Raw genomic sequence first — 17,134 nt, 5'->3', positions numbered from 1 at the left:
TTACAGTTCGGTGTTTAGGTGTTTTGCGACCGCAGTTTTAAGCAATGCAAAGGCGTTGCTTTTTGCATATTCCAGAGACATCGTTTCCGTTTTTATCGCGATAGCTTTGGTAATTCCGGCGGCGGTTAGTACTTCTTGGTCTGCTTGAACACTTCCGGCAAAGAGGTAAAGCGGTTTGTGGTGTTTGCGCGCCAATTCTGCAAGTTTAAAAGGCACTTTGCCATACTGACTTTGATTATCGGTTTTTCCTTCTCCTGTGATGATCAAATCGGCTTGTTTTACGCGTTCTTCCAAGTTTGCCAGTTTGCTGAGCAATTCAAAGCCGGGCTCGAGTTTGCTGTTAAAGAAGCCAAACATTCCTGCGGAAGTGCCTCCGGCAGCGCCACCACCCGTGATGCTCGTTATAGTCTTTCCTGTTTTTTGTTGAATTATTTGCGCTACATGTTCGGCGCCTTGTTCTAGGGCTGTAACCTGCATTGGCGTTGCACCTTTTTGCGGAGCGTAGATCGTTGCTGCTCCGGTTGCTCCGAGCAGCAGGTTAGACACATCACAAGCCACTGTGATTTGCGCCGAAGCGATTTCGGGTATGAGACTGTCAAAATCAAGATCGGTTATAGCTTTAAGATGTGCTCCACAGGCTTGAACCGAGTTTTTTTTGCGATCTAAAAGTTTTCCGCCTAAAGCGGTAAATATACCTGTCGCGACATCATTTGTAGCGCTTCCACCAATGCCTAAAATTATATTTTGATAACCGTTTTCTAAAGCATGCTTCAGTTGTAATCCGGTACCGAATGTAGATGTGCGCATGGGGTTTTTCTCTTCATCTTTTAAAAGCGCGATACCTGAAGCTTGCGACAATTCGATCCACGCGGTTTTTCCATCTTTAAATCCGTAATAAGCAGCGGTTAAAGGTCGACCCAAAGGATCACAAACTTGACATTCAATTGTGTTTCCCAGTTGCAATGCTTCAAAAAGTTCAAATGCACCCTCGCCACCGTCAGAAAACGGCAATTGATCTAGGTGTACGTCAGGGTTAATGCTTTGTAATCCTTCGGCGATTGCCTTGCAAACTTGTGTAGCGCTAAGACTTTCTTTGAAGGAATCTGGTGCAATAAGAATTCTGGACATAAGATGGTGCTATAAGTGTCTCGTAGAAATTTAGTGTTTTTCTTGAAATAAAATTTAAATGTAAAGTTTGCTTTACATTTAAAAAAGTGTACTTTTGTCAAGTAAGCTTTACATTAATCAAAAATCAAATAGTATGAATTCAAAATTTATTGCTTCAAGAAATCGCTTGGCTAAATGGTCTTTGGCTTGGGTATTTACAACTGCTCTGGTCACCTTTGGATCACAGTTTTTATGGGATTCCCAAATCATTACAGTTTTAAGTATTAGTATTAGCCTTGCTGTTGGCATTGGGATGGTGCTGGCCAATCGCAAATTTGTGAATGATGGAGATGAGTTGCAGCGCAAAATTCAATTAGAGTCTATGGCGCTTACTTTGGGGCTCGCGGTGGTTGTGGGCATTGCGTATTCTCAATTAGATACCACTAATCTCATCAAGGCTGACGCCGAAATTAGTGTACTCATTCTTTTTATGGGGATTACTTATATTTTTTGTGTGTTTTTCAATTCGCGTCGTTACTCATGAAAAATAATATTAAAACGTTACGCGCAGCATTTCAGCTTACGCAAAGTGATTTGGCTGAAAAAATAGAGGTTTCCCGTCAGACGGTTAACGCGATCGAAAAGGGTAAATTTGACCCTAGTTTGCCCACAGCTTTTAGGCTTGCTGCAGTTTTTAATTGCAGTATTGAAGAACTTTTTATTTATGAATCTGAAGAATAAAAGCAACTTCTTAGTAAAGAATTTACCCAAAATACTAACAGCATTTGTCGTGCTTTGTGGTCTAGCTGCTTATTTCACACTGCCCGAAGTGCAGCATTTTTTAGATGAAGCTTGGCGGGTGCTTACCGACGGTGACGAGCAGGAAATTAAAAATTGGGTAGATTCTTTTGGTTGGGCGGGTCCCGTTGTGCTGATCTTAGCGATGGTGATCCAGATGTTTTTAATAGTGATACCTTCAATCGCGCTGATGGTTGTTTGCATTTTAGCTTACGGTCCCATCTGGGGCAGTTTACTGGTTGGTGTTGCCATTAGCTGTGCTTCTACAGTGGGTTATTTTTTAGGCCGAAAACTAGGCGATGGAGTAGTAAAAAATCTAGTAGGTGCTTCAACCGAAGATAAACTTGAGGATTTCCTTAACGATTATGGGTTTTGGGCGATTGCCATCACTAGGTTGAATCCGTTTTTATCTAATGACGCGATCAGTTTTGTAGCCGGAATTTTAAAGATGAATTATTTCAAATTTTTAGGCGCTACCCTAGCAGGAATTGCTCCGCTGACACTATTCATCGCGATTATGGGTGAAAGCACAGACGGACTCAAAAACGGACTGTTGTGGGGTTCTATAGTAAGTTTGGTTATTTTTCTAGGTTATGTTGTTTGGAGTAAAAAGCGCAAGAAAAAGAAGCAAAAGGCTTGACTTATAGGTGTTCTACCAAAGTTTTAAAAAGACCAAAAGGGCAAGAATGATCAGATTATAAAACACAAATTCAGAAAGTAGAAAACCGGTAAAAAATCCTCTAAATCTTCCGGTATATTGATCGATTCCTTTTGAAGTTTTAGTATAAAACGACTCAAAGGGCCAAAAACCATCTTGATCCTGCAAAAATCCCCCAACTTGTGACAGTGAAGATTTTGTACCGGGTTCCCTATCTGTGAATAAGAATATTTCAAAAGTTTCTCGCTCAGAAACCGCTTGTATTTTCGGCGAAATTCCAAAATAATTTACGCCAAAGGCAATGCAATTAAAACCAATTAATGCAATGGTAAGCCGTAGTATGAGCGATTGATTCACGTTTTAATTTTCCCCCAAATGTACTGGTCGGGTTTTAGGCAGAGTAGGGGAATTTCCCCCATTATAAAGTTTTGTTTAGGGGAATGTATGTCATTATAATTTGTCACTTCAAGTTGATGTGTTTTCTTTGCTGTTAAGTTTTAAACTCATGAGAAAGTTTTTTGCATATCCGCTTAGTGTGATTTTTTATCTTGCTTTTGGTTTGACCATTTGTATTTTTCACCCCGTGCAATGGGTGTGCTATAACTGGTTTGGTTATCAGGCGCATAAAAAGAGTGTAGATTATCTTAATTTTTGCATTTTAAAGTGTTTGAATCTTCTGGGAACGCGCTTCACTTTTGAAAACCCATACACTATAACGCGCAATCAGCCTATAATTATCGTTGCTAACCATCAAGGGCAATGGGATATTTCACCTATAATCTGGTATCTGCGACGCCTGCATCCCAAATTCATTAGTAAAATTGAATTAGGAAAAGGTATTCCCAGCATCTCGTATAATTTGAGAAAGGGAGGTTCGGCATTAATTGATCGTAAAGACAAGCGCCAATCTATTATGGCGATTCGTGATCTCACCAAAACTTTAAATAGAACCAACAGATCTGTGGTTATTTTTCCTGAAGGAACACGCAGCAAAGATGGGATCCCAAAACAGTTTGCCACAGGTGGTTTGGTAACGCTTTTTAAATTTATGCCTGATGCGATTGTCGTGCCGGTGACTATTAACAATTCATGGAAATTAATGCGCTGGGGCGGATTTCCGCAGGATATAGGAGTACACGTAAAGCATACCGTTCATAAACCTATTCCGGTTGCTGGGACCGCACCTGAAGAACTGGTAAAACAAGTACAAGATATTGTGCTGGCTGATTTTCCTAGAATTAAAGAGCATACCCGAAAATCAAAATTGATTTAAGCTATGACTGAATCTCTGAAGTTGCATAAGTCTGATATCGCACTGATCGAAAAGACCAGCGATTATGTCAAGAAAACGCTTTTAGAAGCCGAAGGAGGGCATGATTGGTTTCATACGCTTAGAGTGTATAAAAATGCGCTGAATATCGCTAAGGGCGAAGATCAGGCAGACGTGGTGATCGTGGCTTTAGGTGCGCTTTTGCACGATATTGCCGACTCTAAATTCAACAAAGGTGATGAGCGTATTGGTCCTAAACTGGCTACAGCGTTTTTACAATCTCAAAATGTGACCTTTTCAAGGGTTGAGGCGGTGGTTAAGATTGTTGAGAATGTATCTTACAGAGGCGGAAATCCTAAATCTGACTATTCAAGTATTGAACTTCAAATCGTGCAAGATGCAGATCGTCTTGATGCCATAGGCGCAATTGGAATTGCACGCACGTTTAACTACGGCGGATTTAAAAACCGCAAACTTTATGATCCTGCTATTGCGCCTAAACAAGATATGACCGCAGAGCAATACAAAAAGTCTGAAGCTCCTACCATCAATCATTTTTATGAAAAGCTCTTGTTGCTTAAGGATAAAATGCATACTAAAACGGCTCAGGCTATAGCCCTAGAACGCCATACTTTTATGGAAACTTTTCTGGAGCAATTTTATGCGGAGTGGGAAGGAAAAAAATAGACTTATTTTAGGATTTGAAGGTTATACGACCTCAGCTTTGAGACTTCTAATACGCTCAATGAGCGATTTTTAAATCTTTTTGGGTAATTTAGGTAACTAGCTTAGCACAGGAAGTATAGTCTTGTGATTAGCGGTTTACACTATGCTTTTACATTAGTGATCTTGTTAGATACGCTATGCGTTTAAAGCAATAAAATTATTCTCAGAGATTTTACAGCCTATGAAACCCTCAATTCTTTTTGCATTCTTACTTTTTATTTGTTTTGGTTGTTCAGATAACGAACCGGGTTTTATCGAGGAGGAAGAGACTGATCAAGAGACACCGGTAGAAAATCCTGAAGAAAATCCGGAAACTCCAGAAGAACCTGAAGAAACTTATGAGGTTGCCGGTGAGATCGAATTCTATGACGAGAACCTTATAAGCGAAGGCTATGTTTTAGTCAACGATGTGGGATTTAATCGGGTGTATATGATCAATAAGGACAAAGCCGAAATACGCCACGAATGGGAACTTGAGCAAGGCATAGGTAATGATGCAGAGCTCCTTGAAAATTCAGACTTATTGGTGAGTCTTATTGCCGAAGATGTAGCGTTCAGTTTTGGTGGGTTTGGAGGTTTAGTACAGTTGGTGGCTCCAGATAATACAGTAAAGTGGGAGTACGAGATCAATACCACATTTGAATTAGGGCATCACGATGTAGAGGAATTGCCTAACGGAAATATTCTCATATTGGTCTGGGAAGGTAAGCTGAATGCTGACGCGCGTGAGACCTTTGGATATGCTTATGATGATGAAGTAATTTATGCTGAAAAGCTCATAGAAGTCAATCCGGCAACCAACGAGATTGTGTGGCAGTGGAGTTCGTGGGATCATACCATACAAGAAGACGATGTAACCAAGTCTAACTATGGGTTGATTTCTGAAAACCCTCAGCGTATTGACCTCAATTTCCGGGACGCGCTTCGTGATGGCAGTTATAACGGTGATATCATGCACGCTAATGGAATTGAATATGATGCTCAGAACGATCTGATCTATATAAGCGTGAATTTTTACAGCGAAGTATGGGTGCTTGATCACAGCACAACCACCGAAGAAGCTGCGCTCAATACCGGCGGTAACAGAAACAAGGGAGGTGACCTTGTGTACAGGTTTGGGAATCCTGAGGCTTATAATAATTCACAAGGAACACGAACGTTCTTTTATAATCACGGCATCAATAAAATAGCAAATACAGAGCATATACTGATCTATGCCAATGGTGGCCTGGGTGGTGTTACGCAATCTGTGGTTTATGAATTAGCATTACCTGACGCGTTTGTAATGCAATCTGATACTGATAATGAATTAGAAGAAGTATGGAGTTTTACAGACCCTGATCTGTTTGCACCCCGAGTTTCCGGAGCTTATAGATTGTCAAACGGAAATACGCTAATTACTGAAGGAGATTATGGCTGTTGGGAAGTTACCGAGAACCAAGAAATCGCTTGGAAGTATAAAGGAACGGGATTCACGTGGCGTGCTTATGCCTATGATAATGATGATACTGTCTTAGATCCTTTCGACCTACAGTAAATACAAAGCCCGAAGCTTTAAAACTTCGGGCTTTGCTGGTATATGAATGTTTCTACATATGCTTTTTGTGCTCTATGTAATAATGCTCGAGCAGATTCATAGTTGCTTTGATCAGATCTTCAGTTTCTTGAAGAATACTAAAATAAAGCATGGTATTTTTTGGACTGGAATCAGCACTACGGGTGCGCTCTACTTGTTTTTCGATCTTTTGTGAAACGCTATCCAGCAGATTTTGTTTTTCCTCTAATATAGCCACCAGATCGTCAAAGTTTTTAGCATTGAAGGTGTCTTCAATTTTTGAAAACAATTTATCTAGTTTGTCCTCAATTTCTTTTAGATCCTTAAGCTGTGTAAACTTAAGTCCTTTGTGGTTGTTGTTGAGGTGATTGTAGCTTGAGGTGGTAACAAAGTCTATAGACTGGGTTACATCTTGTAAATACCCTAAAACATCAATGTAGAAGCGACTGGCTTGAACGTGGGTTTCATCTAGATTTTTGATGAAATAATACAAGCTGTTACGAAGTTCTTCAACCTCATTATTGAGTTTTGCGATCCCTTTTTTACTCTTTTTGAGTTTACCTAAATCTACTTTAGCCAAACCTTCAATCGTACCAACATAAACTTTGCTTCCGCGTCTGAATGCTGAAGCCACATTGGTCGTACTTTCATTGATAATTCCTTGGATAGAATTACTCACAGCGCGCATTAAGCGGCCCTCTTCAGCCTCGGCTTCAGAACGTTTTTTGTGGTTCATATAGTTGCGCACCAAAATTGCGATCGCAGCAGCAAACAATAAGAATAGTGCAATGCTTCCGCCTTTGTATAGAAGAAAAGCCATTATAGCAGCGGCTGTAAATGCGCTAAGTGCCGTCATAAACCAACCACCGATAACATTAAGTACTCCGGCAACACGATATACGGCGCTTTCACTTCCCCAAGCACGGTCTGCAAGCGAACTACCCATAGCCACCATAAAGGTTACATAAGTTGTAGAAAGCGGAAGTTTAAGCGAAGTCGCCACCGAAATAAGTACACTGGCGATCATTAAGTTTACCGAAGCACGAACCAAGTCAAAAGCAGGCATATCAATAGTAGCAACGCGCGAAGTAACCTTAGGTTTCGCAAAGCGTTTTTCCATCATTTGCTTAGCAGAATCCGGCAAAATGGACATAATTCCCGCATTGAGTTTCATAGCGCCACGTACCAAGGCACGAGAACCGGCATTGGCTTTAAAACGTTCTTGGCCTTCGTCCTGACGGGATAAATCTACCGACGTTTTTACAACACGACGGGCTTTTTTAGAAAACCATAAGGTTAAGATCATTACTAAACCGGCTCCTAAAAGTAACAAGGGTTGAGTAGGTACTTTTTCTGCCAGAGATTCCATAGTGAAACTAGTAGCAGGTTCACCACTTGCCAGCCAAATCTCATACGAGTTGTAGGCTGCCATAGGTACACCGATGAAGTTTACGAGGTCATTTCCGGCGAAAGCCATCGCGAGGGCAAACGTACCAAAGATGATAACCATCACATAGACATTGAGCTTAAAAGCTTTGATCAGGATATATGAAATAAGGAACCAAACGATAAAACTTAAACCAATGAAAGGCCATACGTTAGCATTAGCCCAATCTAAGAAAGCTCCCTGAACAAAATCGGCACTTTTTAGACCTTTGATGATAATGAAGTAGCTGATCGCCGCAGTGGCAATTCCGCTAAATGCCGCAGCATTCCAAGTAGGACGCTTAGCGAAGTTGAAGGTTAAGAGCAAACGGGTAATAAACTGTACTAAAGCACCCACCGTAAAGGCAATGGCGACCGAGAGCAGAATACCCACAATGATCTCTATAGCCTTGTCTGAATTAATGTATTCCCCAAGATGTAATAACGTGTCTGAGTTTCCAGAAAGCTTTATGAAGGTCATACAGAAAGCCGCGCCTAAAAGTTCAAATACAATAGATACCGTAGTTGAAGTAGGCAACCCCAGCGTGTTGAAGAAATCCAGCAATAAAATATCAGTAATCATAACAGCCATGAAAATGACCATGATTTCATCAAAATAAAATTTCTCAGGGACGAAGATACCTTTACGAGCAACCTCCATCATCCCGCTAGAAGAGAGCGCTCCAAAAGCAATACCAATACTGGCAACGATCATAATGGTCTTAAAACTCACCGCTTTTGAACCAATCGCTGAATTCAAGAAGTTAACCGCATCATTACTCACTCCCACTACTAAATCTGCAATGGCTAAAATGGCCAAAGCGATAAGCATAATCAAGTATATATTATCCATAAAAAGGGTCTGTCTTTTAAATGTGCAAATTTGATATTTATTTTAAAGTTGAATGTTACGCGAAGGTTATAAGTACGGTAACAAAATGCATATTCTAGGCTTGAAAAGCGTTTAAACAGTGGGGGAAAGCGTGTATTTTAAGTTAAAAAATAATATCAAATACTTGTTAATCAGTGTTTTGTATTTTTAATGTTAACTCAATGTTACGTAAATGTTTCTTTATGTTTACTAATTTCATATATTTGTAAAGTAAAGTTTAACCCAAATACTGTTTATTATGAAAAAGTTACTAGTTGCCGTTGCCTTTTTAGGAGCTGTAAGTTTTGCTTCAGCACAGGAAAAGAAGAACATTTATGTTAAAGAAGGTAATTTAATTAAAGCAACTTTGTTTCACGATAATGGGCAGGTTAGTCAAAAGGGTTACTACACAGCAGATGGAAAGCTTCAAGGTGAATGGATCAGCTACGATAAAAGCGGAATTAAAACTGCAGTAGCTAACTATGAAAATGGCGCGAAAACCGGAAAATGGTTTTTCTGGAATGACGACACCTTAAGAGAAGTAGACTATAGCCAGTCTCAAATTACCAGCGTTAACACTTGGAAAATTGAGGGTGAGCGTGTAGTGAGCAATGAGTAAACCTAGCTTTTTATTAAAAACAAGGTCTTAAAAATTATAAGTCCGCTGATTACAGCGGACTTTTTTTATGCTTTAAACCGTCTGAGGATGCTGCACTTAAATATTCTCTGGTTTAGAGCGTCTATTAGAAATCTAAAGGCTTTTCTGTAAATTGGTATTCCATTTAATAGAAGTTGTACTGCATTTACCAAGATGACCAAAAACAATCAAAAAATAGCTGTTTTATCAATTATTGGACTAGTAATCCTATTACTATTTTTATTCCAAGAAAATAAGGAAAATAGTCTTTCCGAAAATCAGTTGACAACAATCGGAAAAGTTGTAGATATTAAAATGTGTGGAAAACCAGCTTCCGGTTGTATAACATTTGCATATATCATTGATGGAAAATGGATTGACGGGACTGACCCTGAAAGTGCAGCATATCCCGAATTTGTTCGCGAGGGAAAACCTGAAATCGGAAAATATTATAAAGTTGTTTATGACAAAACGGATATTAACAACTCTAAAATTTTGATTACAAAAAAACCTCTGACTGAAAAACAGACCGAAAAATATTTGAACTGAATAAAAATGCAGTACAATACAGTATATAAAAAATTGCTAATTCTAGCCAACTTACGAAAATTCGCGAGGATTTTCTATTTGGTTTTTATTTGCAAAATTACGTTCTAATTCACGCAACAAGCCATAACTAAGACCGTAAAAAGGTTAAAACAAAATAAGGGGATGCTCCATAAAGAGCATCCCCTTGACCAAAACAAAATAACTAGATAATTACTGGTTAGTTATAGGGTGTGGCGCATCCCACCAAAGGTTTGTGCCTAAATTGTCTTCTCCTTGTGTGCTCACTGCGGCTTCATAATTAGCTGAGTTTGATTGTGACCAATCTAAGTCATAACCGTGGCGCACAGGAATATCGCTTCCATTTAAGGGCTCTGCAGCCGGGGTAAGCTCAGGATATCCTAATCTTCTCCATTCTGCCCAAGCTTCATAGCCTTGTAAGAATAACGCTTTCCATTTTTCTTCTGCAATTTGCTGCATCGCTGTTGCATCGTTAGTGCTTAAAGGTACCGTGGCGATATAGGCATCTGCATCTGCTGCGCCCCATTGCTCGTAAGATGCTGTAATTGCTGCCTCATAATAATCACTTGCGCTGCCGCTAATCCAGCCTAATTTTACAGCTTCGGCATAAGAGAAAAGTACTTGAGCATAGCTATAGATCACTCCGGGAGCCGTTTGATCATAAATAATATCGCTTGTGATAAAAGAAACATCGCTAGCTGCATAGCTTGATGTGGTCAAACCATAAGGCATTCCAATATATTGCGGGTCTCCTGCAACTACAGAACTTCTTGTATATTCTGCGTAAACATCAATTCTGCTATCGTCATCAGCTAATAAACGGTTTACAAAAACGTCACTTACTGCATAATCCTCACGAGTTTCAAAACGATCTTCCCAAGGGTTATCATACGACTGATCTGCAATAAAAGGATAAAGCAGATTTTCAGCATTAGAAGAGATAGCGCCGCTCATCGCTTCTTGAAATTTAGTTGCTGCTACACCGCTTGCTCCAGGGTATACGTTAGAAAGACGTAAAGCCATACTCAGCTTTAAGGTATTTGCAAACTGAATCCATCGCGTCATATCTCCGTCAAAAATCAAGTCACCGGTAGGTCCTGCTTCTGAGGTATTGATCAAGGCAAGGGCATCATCTATCTCATCAAAAAGAGAAAGGTAAATCTCTTCTTGAGAATCAAACACCGGAGTGGTGTTGTCTAAACCTTGTAGCGCTTCAGAATATGGAAGCATTCCCCAACGGTCTGTTGCAAACTGGTAGAAATACGCTTTAAGTAATTTAGCAACAGCGATCTGATTATCGTTAAAACCGTAGGCAACTTGAGTTAATGCGGTTTCTTCATCGCTGTTAAGATCAATAATGGTTTGCAAGTTTACTAATGGACCATAGTAGAGATAGTCAATATCCCAGTTTCTTGTACCATAACGTGAACCTTCGGTATAGGTAATGTTTGAAATGTATTGTACATATAAATTACCTGTTTCTGCGGTAACTGCAGAACCTATTTGCGATTCAGCATAGGTTAAGAGACCACTACTAATTGCAGCTGTAGTAGCATCTGGATCAATATTGGTGTCGTTAAAATCAACAGTGTCACAAGAAGAGACTTCAAATAACAGAATTGATAACAACGTTAGTTTTAATATATAGTTCTTCATAATAATTTTGTTTCTAGAAGGTTAGTTTAATATCCATACCAAAGGTTCTTTGACTTGGATTTTGTCCTGCTTCTACCCAACGGGCGTTTCCACTAGAATAATAATCTTCAATTTCAGAAGGGTCAATTCCTTTTACGCTAGAATAAATAAGCCAAAGGTTGTTTGCATAAACACTTACTTTCACATTTTCAAAAGGAAGATTTTCGATCATAGATTTTGGGAAATTATAGCCTAGAGAAGCTTGTCTTAGTTTGATATATGAAGCATCATACAGCCACTCCTCAACAACACCATAAAGATTTCCGAAGTATGTTCTAGGATTTACATAGTATGAAACGAGTTCACCTGTAGTAGCATCTGCACCATCTACACGAATACCTCCAGAAGAGCTTTGTGCGTTGTTTACGTTTACAGAAGTCACTTCGTTTCCGCTTGCGTCAATTACGACATCACGTATTGGGTTACCTAAGTCGTTAGTACCTACGGTCTGAATACCTACCCCTGAACTCGCGTTAAACATTTTTGTAACCGAATAGAATTTTCCACCTTTTTGAAAGTCAAAAGAGAAGTTTAAATCAAAGTTCTTGTACGACATCTGGTTGTTGAAACCACCCGTGAAATCAGGCTGAATGTTTGCGATCTTCTCGATAGCATTGGTGTATTGTGGCGTTCCTGCTTCGTTTAAAAGAATGTTGCCATCTTCATCACGCTGCCATTTGTAACCATAAATATTACCCCAATCGTCACCTTCATCTGCGTATAAATAACCTCTCCAAACGCTAGCTAATAAGGTCTGATCTGTAAGATCATTGATCTTAACCACTTTCTTATTGTAGTTGGCGATGTTAAACGCCATATTCCATCTAAAATCAGGTCCGTCAAACGGCGTTGCGGTAATTCCTAATTCCCAACCGTTAGTTTTAGTGATTGACTCGTTTCCGGTAGTAGCAGTATATCCTGTTGCACCATTAATGGTCAATGATGAAGGAAGCTCACTGTCTTTACGGGCAAAATACGTAAAGTCAAGGCCTATGCGGTTTCCAAAGAAACGAAGCTCTGTACCTAATTCTTTTTCTTCACGAATTCCTCCTTTAAGCGTAAGGTTTGCCAATGTATTAGGAGTAGAGATGCTTAGCTTGTCTTCGTAAGAATTCTGAATAGAGTAGGTGTTGTTTAAGGCGTATACTCCCGGAAATGATGGAGCTTGCGCCAGACCGGCACGAAGTTTACCGAAGCTTAATACGTCATTGTTCTCAAGAACATTAGTAAAAATGAAACTTCCTGAAACCCCGTAGGTGTCTACGCTGTTGTCATTTACATCTGCGGTAGAGCTCCACTCTTTTCTGTAAGAACCGTCTAAATACAAATAGTTCTCATAACCAATTGAAGCAGTAGCAAACATTGAATAGTTCTTTTCTGAAGAGTGATCTCTCGAATAATTAATGTTTCCAACCGAAGTTCTGATGCTGTAATAATCTGGAATTTGCAGTCCACCTGTGGTGTTGGCGCCTATGTAAGAATATTTCCTTTGATTCCATTGTGCACCTACGTTTGCCACTACATCAAAAGCACCAAATTTGTTCTCATAGTTGATTTGTGTGTACAATTCGTTAAACTCATTTGTCGTCGTATTTTCAGAATAGCCTGGCTGACTTAAACCGTACCAACCTGTTTTGCTCTCATACTCATAGCTGTTGAATGTGCGACGAAGATCTACAAGACCGCTTAAGTGCTCGTCATACTCATATTCTAAACCAATACTACCATACACTGCATTTTTGATTTGCGAATTGGTGTTTTCATAAACATCAAAATAAGGAGAGTTCCAGTATAGTGGTGTTGGATCTGAAGCAGACTTCATATTCCAAGAATAAACCTGTCCGTTTTGTCTGTAATTTTTTAGACGGTTAATGTCTAATTGACGTTGCCACCACTGGTTGAAGTTAGAACCAATACTACCATAACCTTGTACAGGGAAATTGTCTGTTAATCGGTACTGATAGTTAAAGTTTCCGTTGAATTTTAATTTAGGAGCTACATTATAAGATCCTTTAAAAGAAACTGTAGTCTGCTCTCTGTTTGTGTTTGGAGTGATCAACGACGTCTTAAGATTGTTGATCGTAGTTTTAATATTATAATCGTCTCCTCCTTTTAGTAAAGAGAAGGTAAGGTTATTAGTAGTTGCTGTTTCATAAAAGTCTCTTACGTTATCAGGATTTGCAGACCAAGGTCTTAGTTCGCCGTAGGTGTCAGAATTAGGAATCCAACTATCCCAGTGTCTTACAAGAGTTCCATCAAGTTCAGGACCCCAAGATTCATCTGCAGAATAGTTAGGGGTTAACTGACCTTCAAAAGTTGAAAACTCTTGAGAGTACCCACCACCGTACTGATTTTGATATTCCGGCAACAGATAAAGAGAAGACATCGATACTGCTTCATCAATAGAGATTCTTGTTTCTCCGTTTTTAGCTGATTTTGTGGTGATGATAACAGCACCGTTACGCGCTTCTGTACCATAAAGAGCTGTACCGGCAACACCTTTTAGAACAGAGATGTCGGCTACATCTTCCATATTGATATCAGAAACAGAATAGATTTTTACACCATCCACTACATAAAGTACTCCAGTTTCCCCTCTTAAACGTATTAAAGCATTGTCAAAAGTAGAACTTGGTGAACCAATGAGCTGAACCCCTGCGATCTTACCTGCAAGAGCGCTGTTGATATCAGTATCTTTTGCTTGAACTACAGAAGAACCATCTATAGATTGTTGTGAATAACCAAGACTCTTTTTCTCACGTTTAATCCCATTTGCTGTAACAACGACCTCATCAAGGCTTTCTCCTGATTTCAGGCTTATAGAATATGTTGTCTCTTCTGTAACGGGTATTTCTTGATCATTAAAACCCATAAAGCTTACTACAAGTATATCTCCGGCAGTTGCGTTAAGGCTAAAATTTCCGTCAAAGTCGGTTGAGGTACCTGTGCTTGTACCTTTAATAACCACAGAAGCACCCGGTAAAGGCAATCCGGTATCGTCAACTACGGTACCTGTGATTGTTTGCGTTTGCGCAAGGGCCATCTGTACAACTAATGCAAAAAAGAGCATTAGAAATCCTTTTGTTTTGATTTTCATGTTAGTGATTTAGTTAATAGAAATTTTCGGTGGCAAAACGTTTTACTTTTTTGCCAAATCGAATCGACCAATTCGACGTTTTCGAAAATAGCGGTACTAAATCGCCTCTGTTATGTAAATGTTAACCCATTGTTATACTATCGTATTTATTAGTTAAGGATTTTAACACTAATTAATACGATATCGTTGTAATAAGATTCTAATTGCTGAGAATTATTAGCCAAAAAACTAAAAAACCGTCAATAAATGACAGTCTTTTAAAAATACTGTTGCAGAAAATTAGCCTTTGGCGCTTTTAGAAGCATTTTTTAAAAAATATTCTTCTAACAGATTTGTCCAGAAATTAAATGTCTGCAGTGGCAAGAATAGGTCTATCGTTTGCTGATTTTATTGTGGGTGATCTGCTTTTGTCGGGAGCTTTTAAAAGTGCCTTTTTCAAAAGTTCTTTTGGCCGCGTGCTTGGTAGCTCTACCTTGTACTCGAGCGCGCCACATTCTAAAACTAGAAGGTTTCATTTCACGACGCATAAGTTCTATCACCTCTTGTTCTTTTAAACCAAACTGAAATTCAATAGCATCAAAGGTTGTGCGATCTTCCCACGCCATTTCAATAATTCTATCTAATTCTCGATCTGATAAGTTTTTGGTACTCATAACAATAGTTTTTAGGATAATTTAAACGAATCACTTTCTAATGTCAAGCGGTTTCTAATAAAATTAACGTTCTGCTTTTTCGGTTTAACAATAGAGCCGTAGCACGTTAAAATCAAACCAAAAGTTTAAGTATAATTTATCGTATCGCTTTATAAACGAATGCTTTTCGCTGCTAAATTTGTTCTTCAATTAAATGATAACTACTTATGAAAACAATAAAAATCGCAGTGAGCGCTTTGTTGATCGCATCACTTGCAAGCTGTAAAACAGATAAGAATAAAGAAGCACAAGTTGAAGAAAACCAAGAGGTGCAGGCTGTAGATAGCACAGCTCCTGAAAAGGCGCGTTACGCAGATGCTGTAGTTACGCCAAAAAAACCTACCATGCCTGAAAACTACGAGATAGACTGGGAAGGTGTTGAAGCTGACGCTGACAAAAAGCTTGATTTTGACGGTTGGTTAGAATACCAGACGTTCTCTGGAAGCTTAGGCAAACTCGAGCTTAAAGAAGTGCCAGAAGAAGAAATTACAGACTATATCACACAATTAGAAAATGAAACCACAGCTCTTGAAAGTACCATACCTGCTAGCCTATTAACCGAAGAGGTACAGGAGGATATTAAGGATATTAGAGAAGAAGTGGCAGATTTGAGACGCGTTGTAGAGCAACCGGGTGTTGAAACCTCAAAAATTGATAACCAAGTAGAAGAACTTGTTGAAGCGTATCAAGATCTTAACGAAGAGTTGAAAGAAACGATGACTAAAAAAGCATCGTAATACGATAGAAAATTTAATAAAGAAGGCCTCTAAATAGGAGGCCTTTTTTTGTATTTGTTAATTTTTTAGTAGCATTGCCGCAAATTCAATAAAGTTTTAGCAATACTTTAAGCTGCGCAACTTTATATAAGCGATTGACTGTCATAAATTTGCAATGTTAATCCCCAATGCAATGAAATATTACCTGCTTCAAATACTACTTTGTGTGGTGCTGTGCGCGTCCTGTAAAAAAGGCGCTTCTTCCACAACCCAAGATTTTGCGATCAAAGCTCATGTAGAAGAATTAGAACCTAATGTCAAAGAAATTATTAAAGACTGGGACGGCTACTGGGCGCTTAAACGCAATATTGCTATGATCGAAAATACTAATGCGCTCAACGCAATAGATTTTATGGATAAGATGGCCAATAATTGCAACGCAATGATCTTACAAATCCCGGATGCTATTGAAACTCCAGAGATCAAAAATCGAGTTGAAAAAGTAGATACTAGAATTAATCAGTTTTATACAGAAGTCAACCGTAATGAAATGCGGGAGCGTATTGTACAGAATCATATCGAGACGATCGTTCAAGCTTTTGATACGCTAAATAAAGAACTCAACAGCACCTTATAATTGTGAAAAAGAAGAATAAATAAGTAAGCTCCCTAAACAGGGAGCTTTTTTTGTACGTACCTTTGTGTACATTTGAAACTATGAAGTTTTACGCTACCGCACTACTGCTTGTATTGATGCTTTTTTCTTGTAAAGAAGAAAAGAAAGCTACTGTAAATCCGCGCAATGCAACAGATACGCTACAAGTCAATTTTGATAAAAATAAAAAAGGCAATATTGCACTTACTCCTGCTGCGGTAAAGGCAATTGAAGGTTGGGAAAGTTTTCCGGAACTTCAGGCACATATCGATGCTCTTGATACGGTTAGAATTCAGTATTTAAGAGTGAATGGCGAAGATTGGATCAGTACCGCAAGTTTGGCTCAATCTAAGGTAAATGACAGTCTCGTAAATAATGCGATGCGCTCCAGACTTACGGTGCTTTTTACAAAGATGAATACCACCATTCAAGAAGCTTCAAAACTCGAGGTGGATACCGTATCTTATTATAAAGAAGCAACTGAACTGTATAACGCGTTTCAAAACCTTAAACTGCAGATCAATCTTAAATTTCAAAAGTCCATTGAAGAACTTCTGGAGCAATATGAGGTTGAGGCAGATTCACTTTCTGCGGTACGCGACTCCACCCAAGTGCGCCGAGACAGTTTGCTGCGCGCAAACCGCGTTCCTGTTAATTAAAAATAA

General features: G+C 39.1%; 17 protein-coding genes. 11 read left to right on the top strand and 6 right to left on the bottom strand.

Going from position 1 to position 17,134, the window contains the following annotated elements:
• The gene (locus HCN54_RS14215; RefSeq protein WP_167598306.1) at positions 1-1,128 is read right to left on the bottom strand and encodes a glycerate kinase; all 1,128 of its coding nucleotides are present in this window, start codon (positions 1,126-1,128) and stop codon (positions 1-3) included.
• A gap of 133 nt (positions 1,129-1,261) precedes the next feature.
• Between HCN54_RS14215 and HCN54_RS14210 the strand changes: the two genes are divergently transcribed.
• Genes HCN54_RS14210 through HCN54_RS14200 form a run of 3 tightly spaced genes read left to right on the top strand, consistent with a single transcriptional unit; the run spans position 1,262 to position 2,545 of the window.
• The gene (locus HCN54_RS14210; protein ID WP_167598305.1) at positions 1,262-1,651 is read left to right on the top strand and encodes a hypothetical protein; all 390 of its coding nucleotides are present in this window, start codon (positions 1,262-1,264) and stop codon (positions 1,649-1,651) included.
• On the top strand, positions 1,648-1,848 hold the full coding sequence (locus HCN54_RS14205; protein WP_072980677.1) for a helix-turn-helix transcriptional regulator: 201 nt from the start codon (positions 1,648-1,650) through the stop codon (positions 1,846-1,848). Before HCN54_RS14210 ends, HCN54_RS14205 begins: the two co-directional genes overlap by 4 nt.
• Positions 1,832-2,545: a TVP38/TMEM64 family protein gene (locus tag HCN54_RS14200; RefSeq protein ID WP_167598304.1), complete on the top strand. Its 714-nt coding sequence runs from the start codon at positions 1,832-1,834 to the stop codon at positions 2,543-2,545. The genes HCN54_RS14205 and HCN54_RS14200 overlap by 17 nt, the downstream gene beginning before the upstream one ends.
• A 12-nt stretch (positions 2,546-2,557) precedes the next feature.
• Here the strand turns inward: HCN54_RS14200 and HCN54_RS14195 are convergent, their stop codons facing one another.
• Positions 2,558-2,920: a hypothetical protein gene (locus tag HCN54_RS14195; protein ID WP_167598303.1), complete on the bottom strand. Its 363-nt coding sequence runs from the start codon at positions 2,918-2,920 to the stop codon at positions 2,558-2,560.
• A gap of 148 nt (positions 2,921-3,068) precedes the next feature.
• Here HCN54_RS14195 and HCN54_RS14190 point away from each other — a divergent pair, with 148 nt between their 5' ends.
• The 3 genes from HCN54_RS14190 to HCN54_RS14180 all read left to right on the top strand — a co-directional run bounded on the left by HCN54_RS14190 (position 3,069) and on the right by HCN54_RS14180 (position 6,096).
• Positions 3,069-3,836, top strand: coding sequence for a lysophospholipid acyltransferase family protein (locus tag HCN54_RS14190; protein ID WP_167598302.1), 768 nt, complete (start codon positions 3,069-3,071; stop codon positions 3,834-3,836).
• Between the two features lie 3 nt (positions 3,837-3,839).
• The gene (locus HCN54_RS14185) at positions 3,840-4,520 is read left to right on the top strand and encodes an HD domain-containing protein (RefSeq protein ID WP_167598301.1); all 681 of its coding nucleotides are present in this window, start codon (positions 3,840-3,842) and stop codon (positions 4,518-4,520) included.
• Positions 4,521-4,740: 220 nt separating this feature from the next.
• Complete coding sequence (locus HCN54_RS14180; RefSeq protein WP_167598300.1) at positions 4,741-6,096, top strand: aryl-sulfate sulfotransferase; 1,356 nt, start codon at positions 4,741-4,743, stop codon at positions 6,094-6,096.
• A 52-nt stretch (positions 6,097-6,148) separates the two neighbouring features.
• Here the strand turns inward: HCN54_RS14180 and HCN54_RS14175 are convergent, their stop codons facing one another.
• The gene (locus tag HCN54_RS14175) at positions 6,149-8,392 is read right to left on the bottom strand and encodes an inorganic phosphate transporter (protein ID WP_072980669.1); all 2,244 of its coding nucleotides are present in this window, start codon (positions 8,390-8,392) and stop codon (positions 6,149-6,151) included.
• Positions 8,393-8,669: 277 nt separating this feature from the next.
• Between HCN54_RS14175 and HCN54_RS14170 the strand changes: the two genes are divergently transcribed.
• Together HCN54_RS14170 and HCN54_RS14165 are read left to right on the top strand one after the other, a co-directional pair.
• Positions 8,670-9,029 carry a toxin-antitoxin system YwqK family antitoxin gene (locus tag HCN54_RS14170; protein WP_072980667.1) on the top strand — a complete coding sequence of 120 codons (360 nt, stop codon included), beginning with the start codon at positions 8,670-8,672 and terminating at the stop codon, positions 9,027-9,029.
• Between the two features lie 192 nt (positions 9,030-9,221).
• On the top strand, positions 9,222-9,596 hold the full coding sequence (locus HCN54_RS14165; RefSeq protein ID WP_167598299.1) for a hypothetical protein: 375 nt from the start codon (positions 9,222-9,224) through the stop codon (positions 9,594-9,596).
• Between the two features lie 210 nt (positions 9,597-9,806).
• Here the strand turns inward: HCN54_RS14165 and HCN54_RS14160 are convergent, their stop codons facing one another.
• The 3 genes from HCN54_RS14160 to HCN54_RS14150 all read right to left on the bottom strand — a co-directional run bounded on the left by HCN54_RS14160 (position 9,807) and on the right by HCN54_RS14150 (position 15,059).
• A complete protein-coding gene (locus HCN54_RS14160; protein ID WP_167598298.1) occupies positions 9,807-11,270 on the bottom strand; it encodes a SusD/RagB family nutrient-binding outer membrane lipoprotein in 1,464 nt (487 codons plus the stop codon).
• A gap of 13 nt (positions 11,271-11,283) precedes the next feature.
• Positions 11,284-14,406, bottom strand: a complete 3,123-nt coding sequence (locus HCN54_RS14155; RefSeq protein WP_167598297.1) for a SusC/RagA family TonB-linked outer membrane protein — start codon at positions 14,404-14,406, stop codon at positions 11,284-11,286.
• Between the two features lie 371 nt (positions 14,407-14,777).
• A complete protein-coding gene (locus tag HCN54_RS14150; RefSeq protein WP_167598296.1) occupies positions 14,778-15,059 on the bottom strand; it encodes a TIGR03643 family protein in 282 nt (93 codons plus the stop codon).
• 206 nt (positions 15,060-15,265) lie between these two features.
• Between HCN54_RS14150 and HCN54_RS14145 the strand changes: the two genes are divergently transcribed.
• The 3 genes from HCN54_RS14145 (at position 15,266) to HCN54_RS14135 (ending at position 17,128) form a co-directional block, all read left to right on the top strand.
• Complete coding sequence (locus tag HCN54_RS14145) at positions 15,266-15,835, top strand: hypothetical protein (protein WP_167598295.1); 570 nt, start codon at positions 15,266-15,268, stop codon at positions 15,833-15,835.
• Between the two features lie 172 nt (positions 15,836-16,007).
• Positions 16,008-16,451, top strand: a complete 444-nt coding sequence (locus tag HCN54_RS14140; protein WP_167598294.1) for a hypothetical protein — start codon at positions 16,008-16,010, stop codon at positions 16,449-16,451.
• Positions 16,452-16,531: 80 nt separating this feature from the next.
• Positions 16,532-17,128: a hypothetical protein gene (locus HCN54_RS14135; RefSeq protein WP_167598293.1), complete on the top strand. Its 597-nt coding sequence runs from the start codon at positions 16,532-16,534 to the stop codon at positions 17,126-17,128.
• The last annotated feature ends 6 nt before the right edge of the window (positions 17,129-17,134 follow it).

It is taken from the genome of Leeuwenhoekiella sp. ZYFB001, assembly GCF_011784865.1.
GTDB lineage: Bacteria > Bacteroidota > Bacteroidia > Flavobacteriales > Flavobacteriaceae > Leeuwenhoekiella > Leeuwenhoekiella palythoae.
This window is presented reverse-complemented; position numbering and strand designations above follow the sequence as displayed.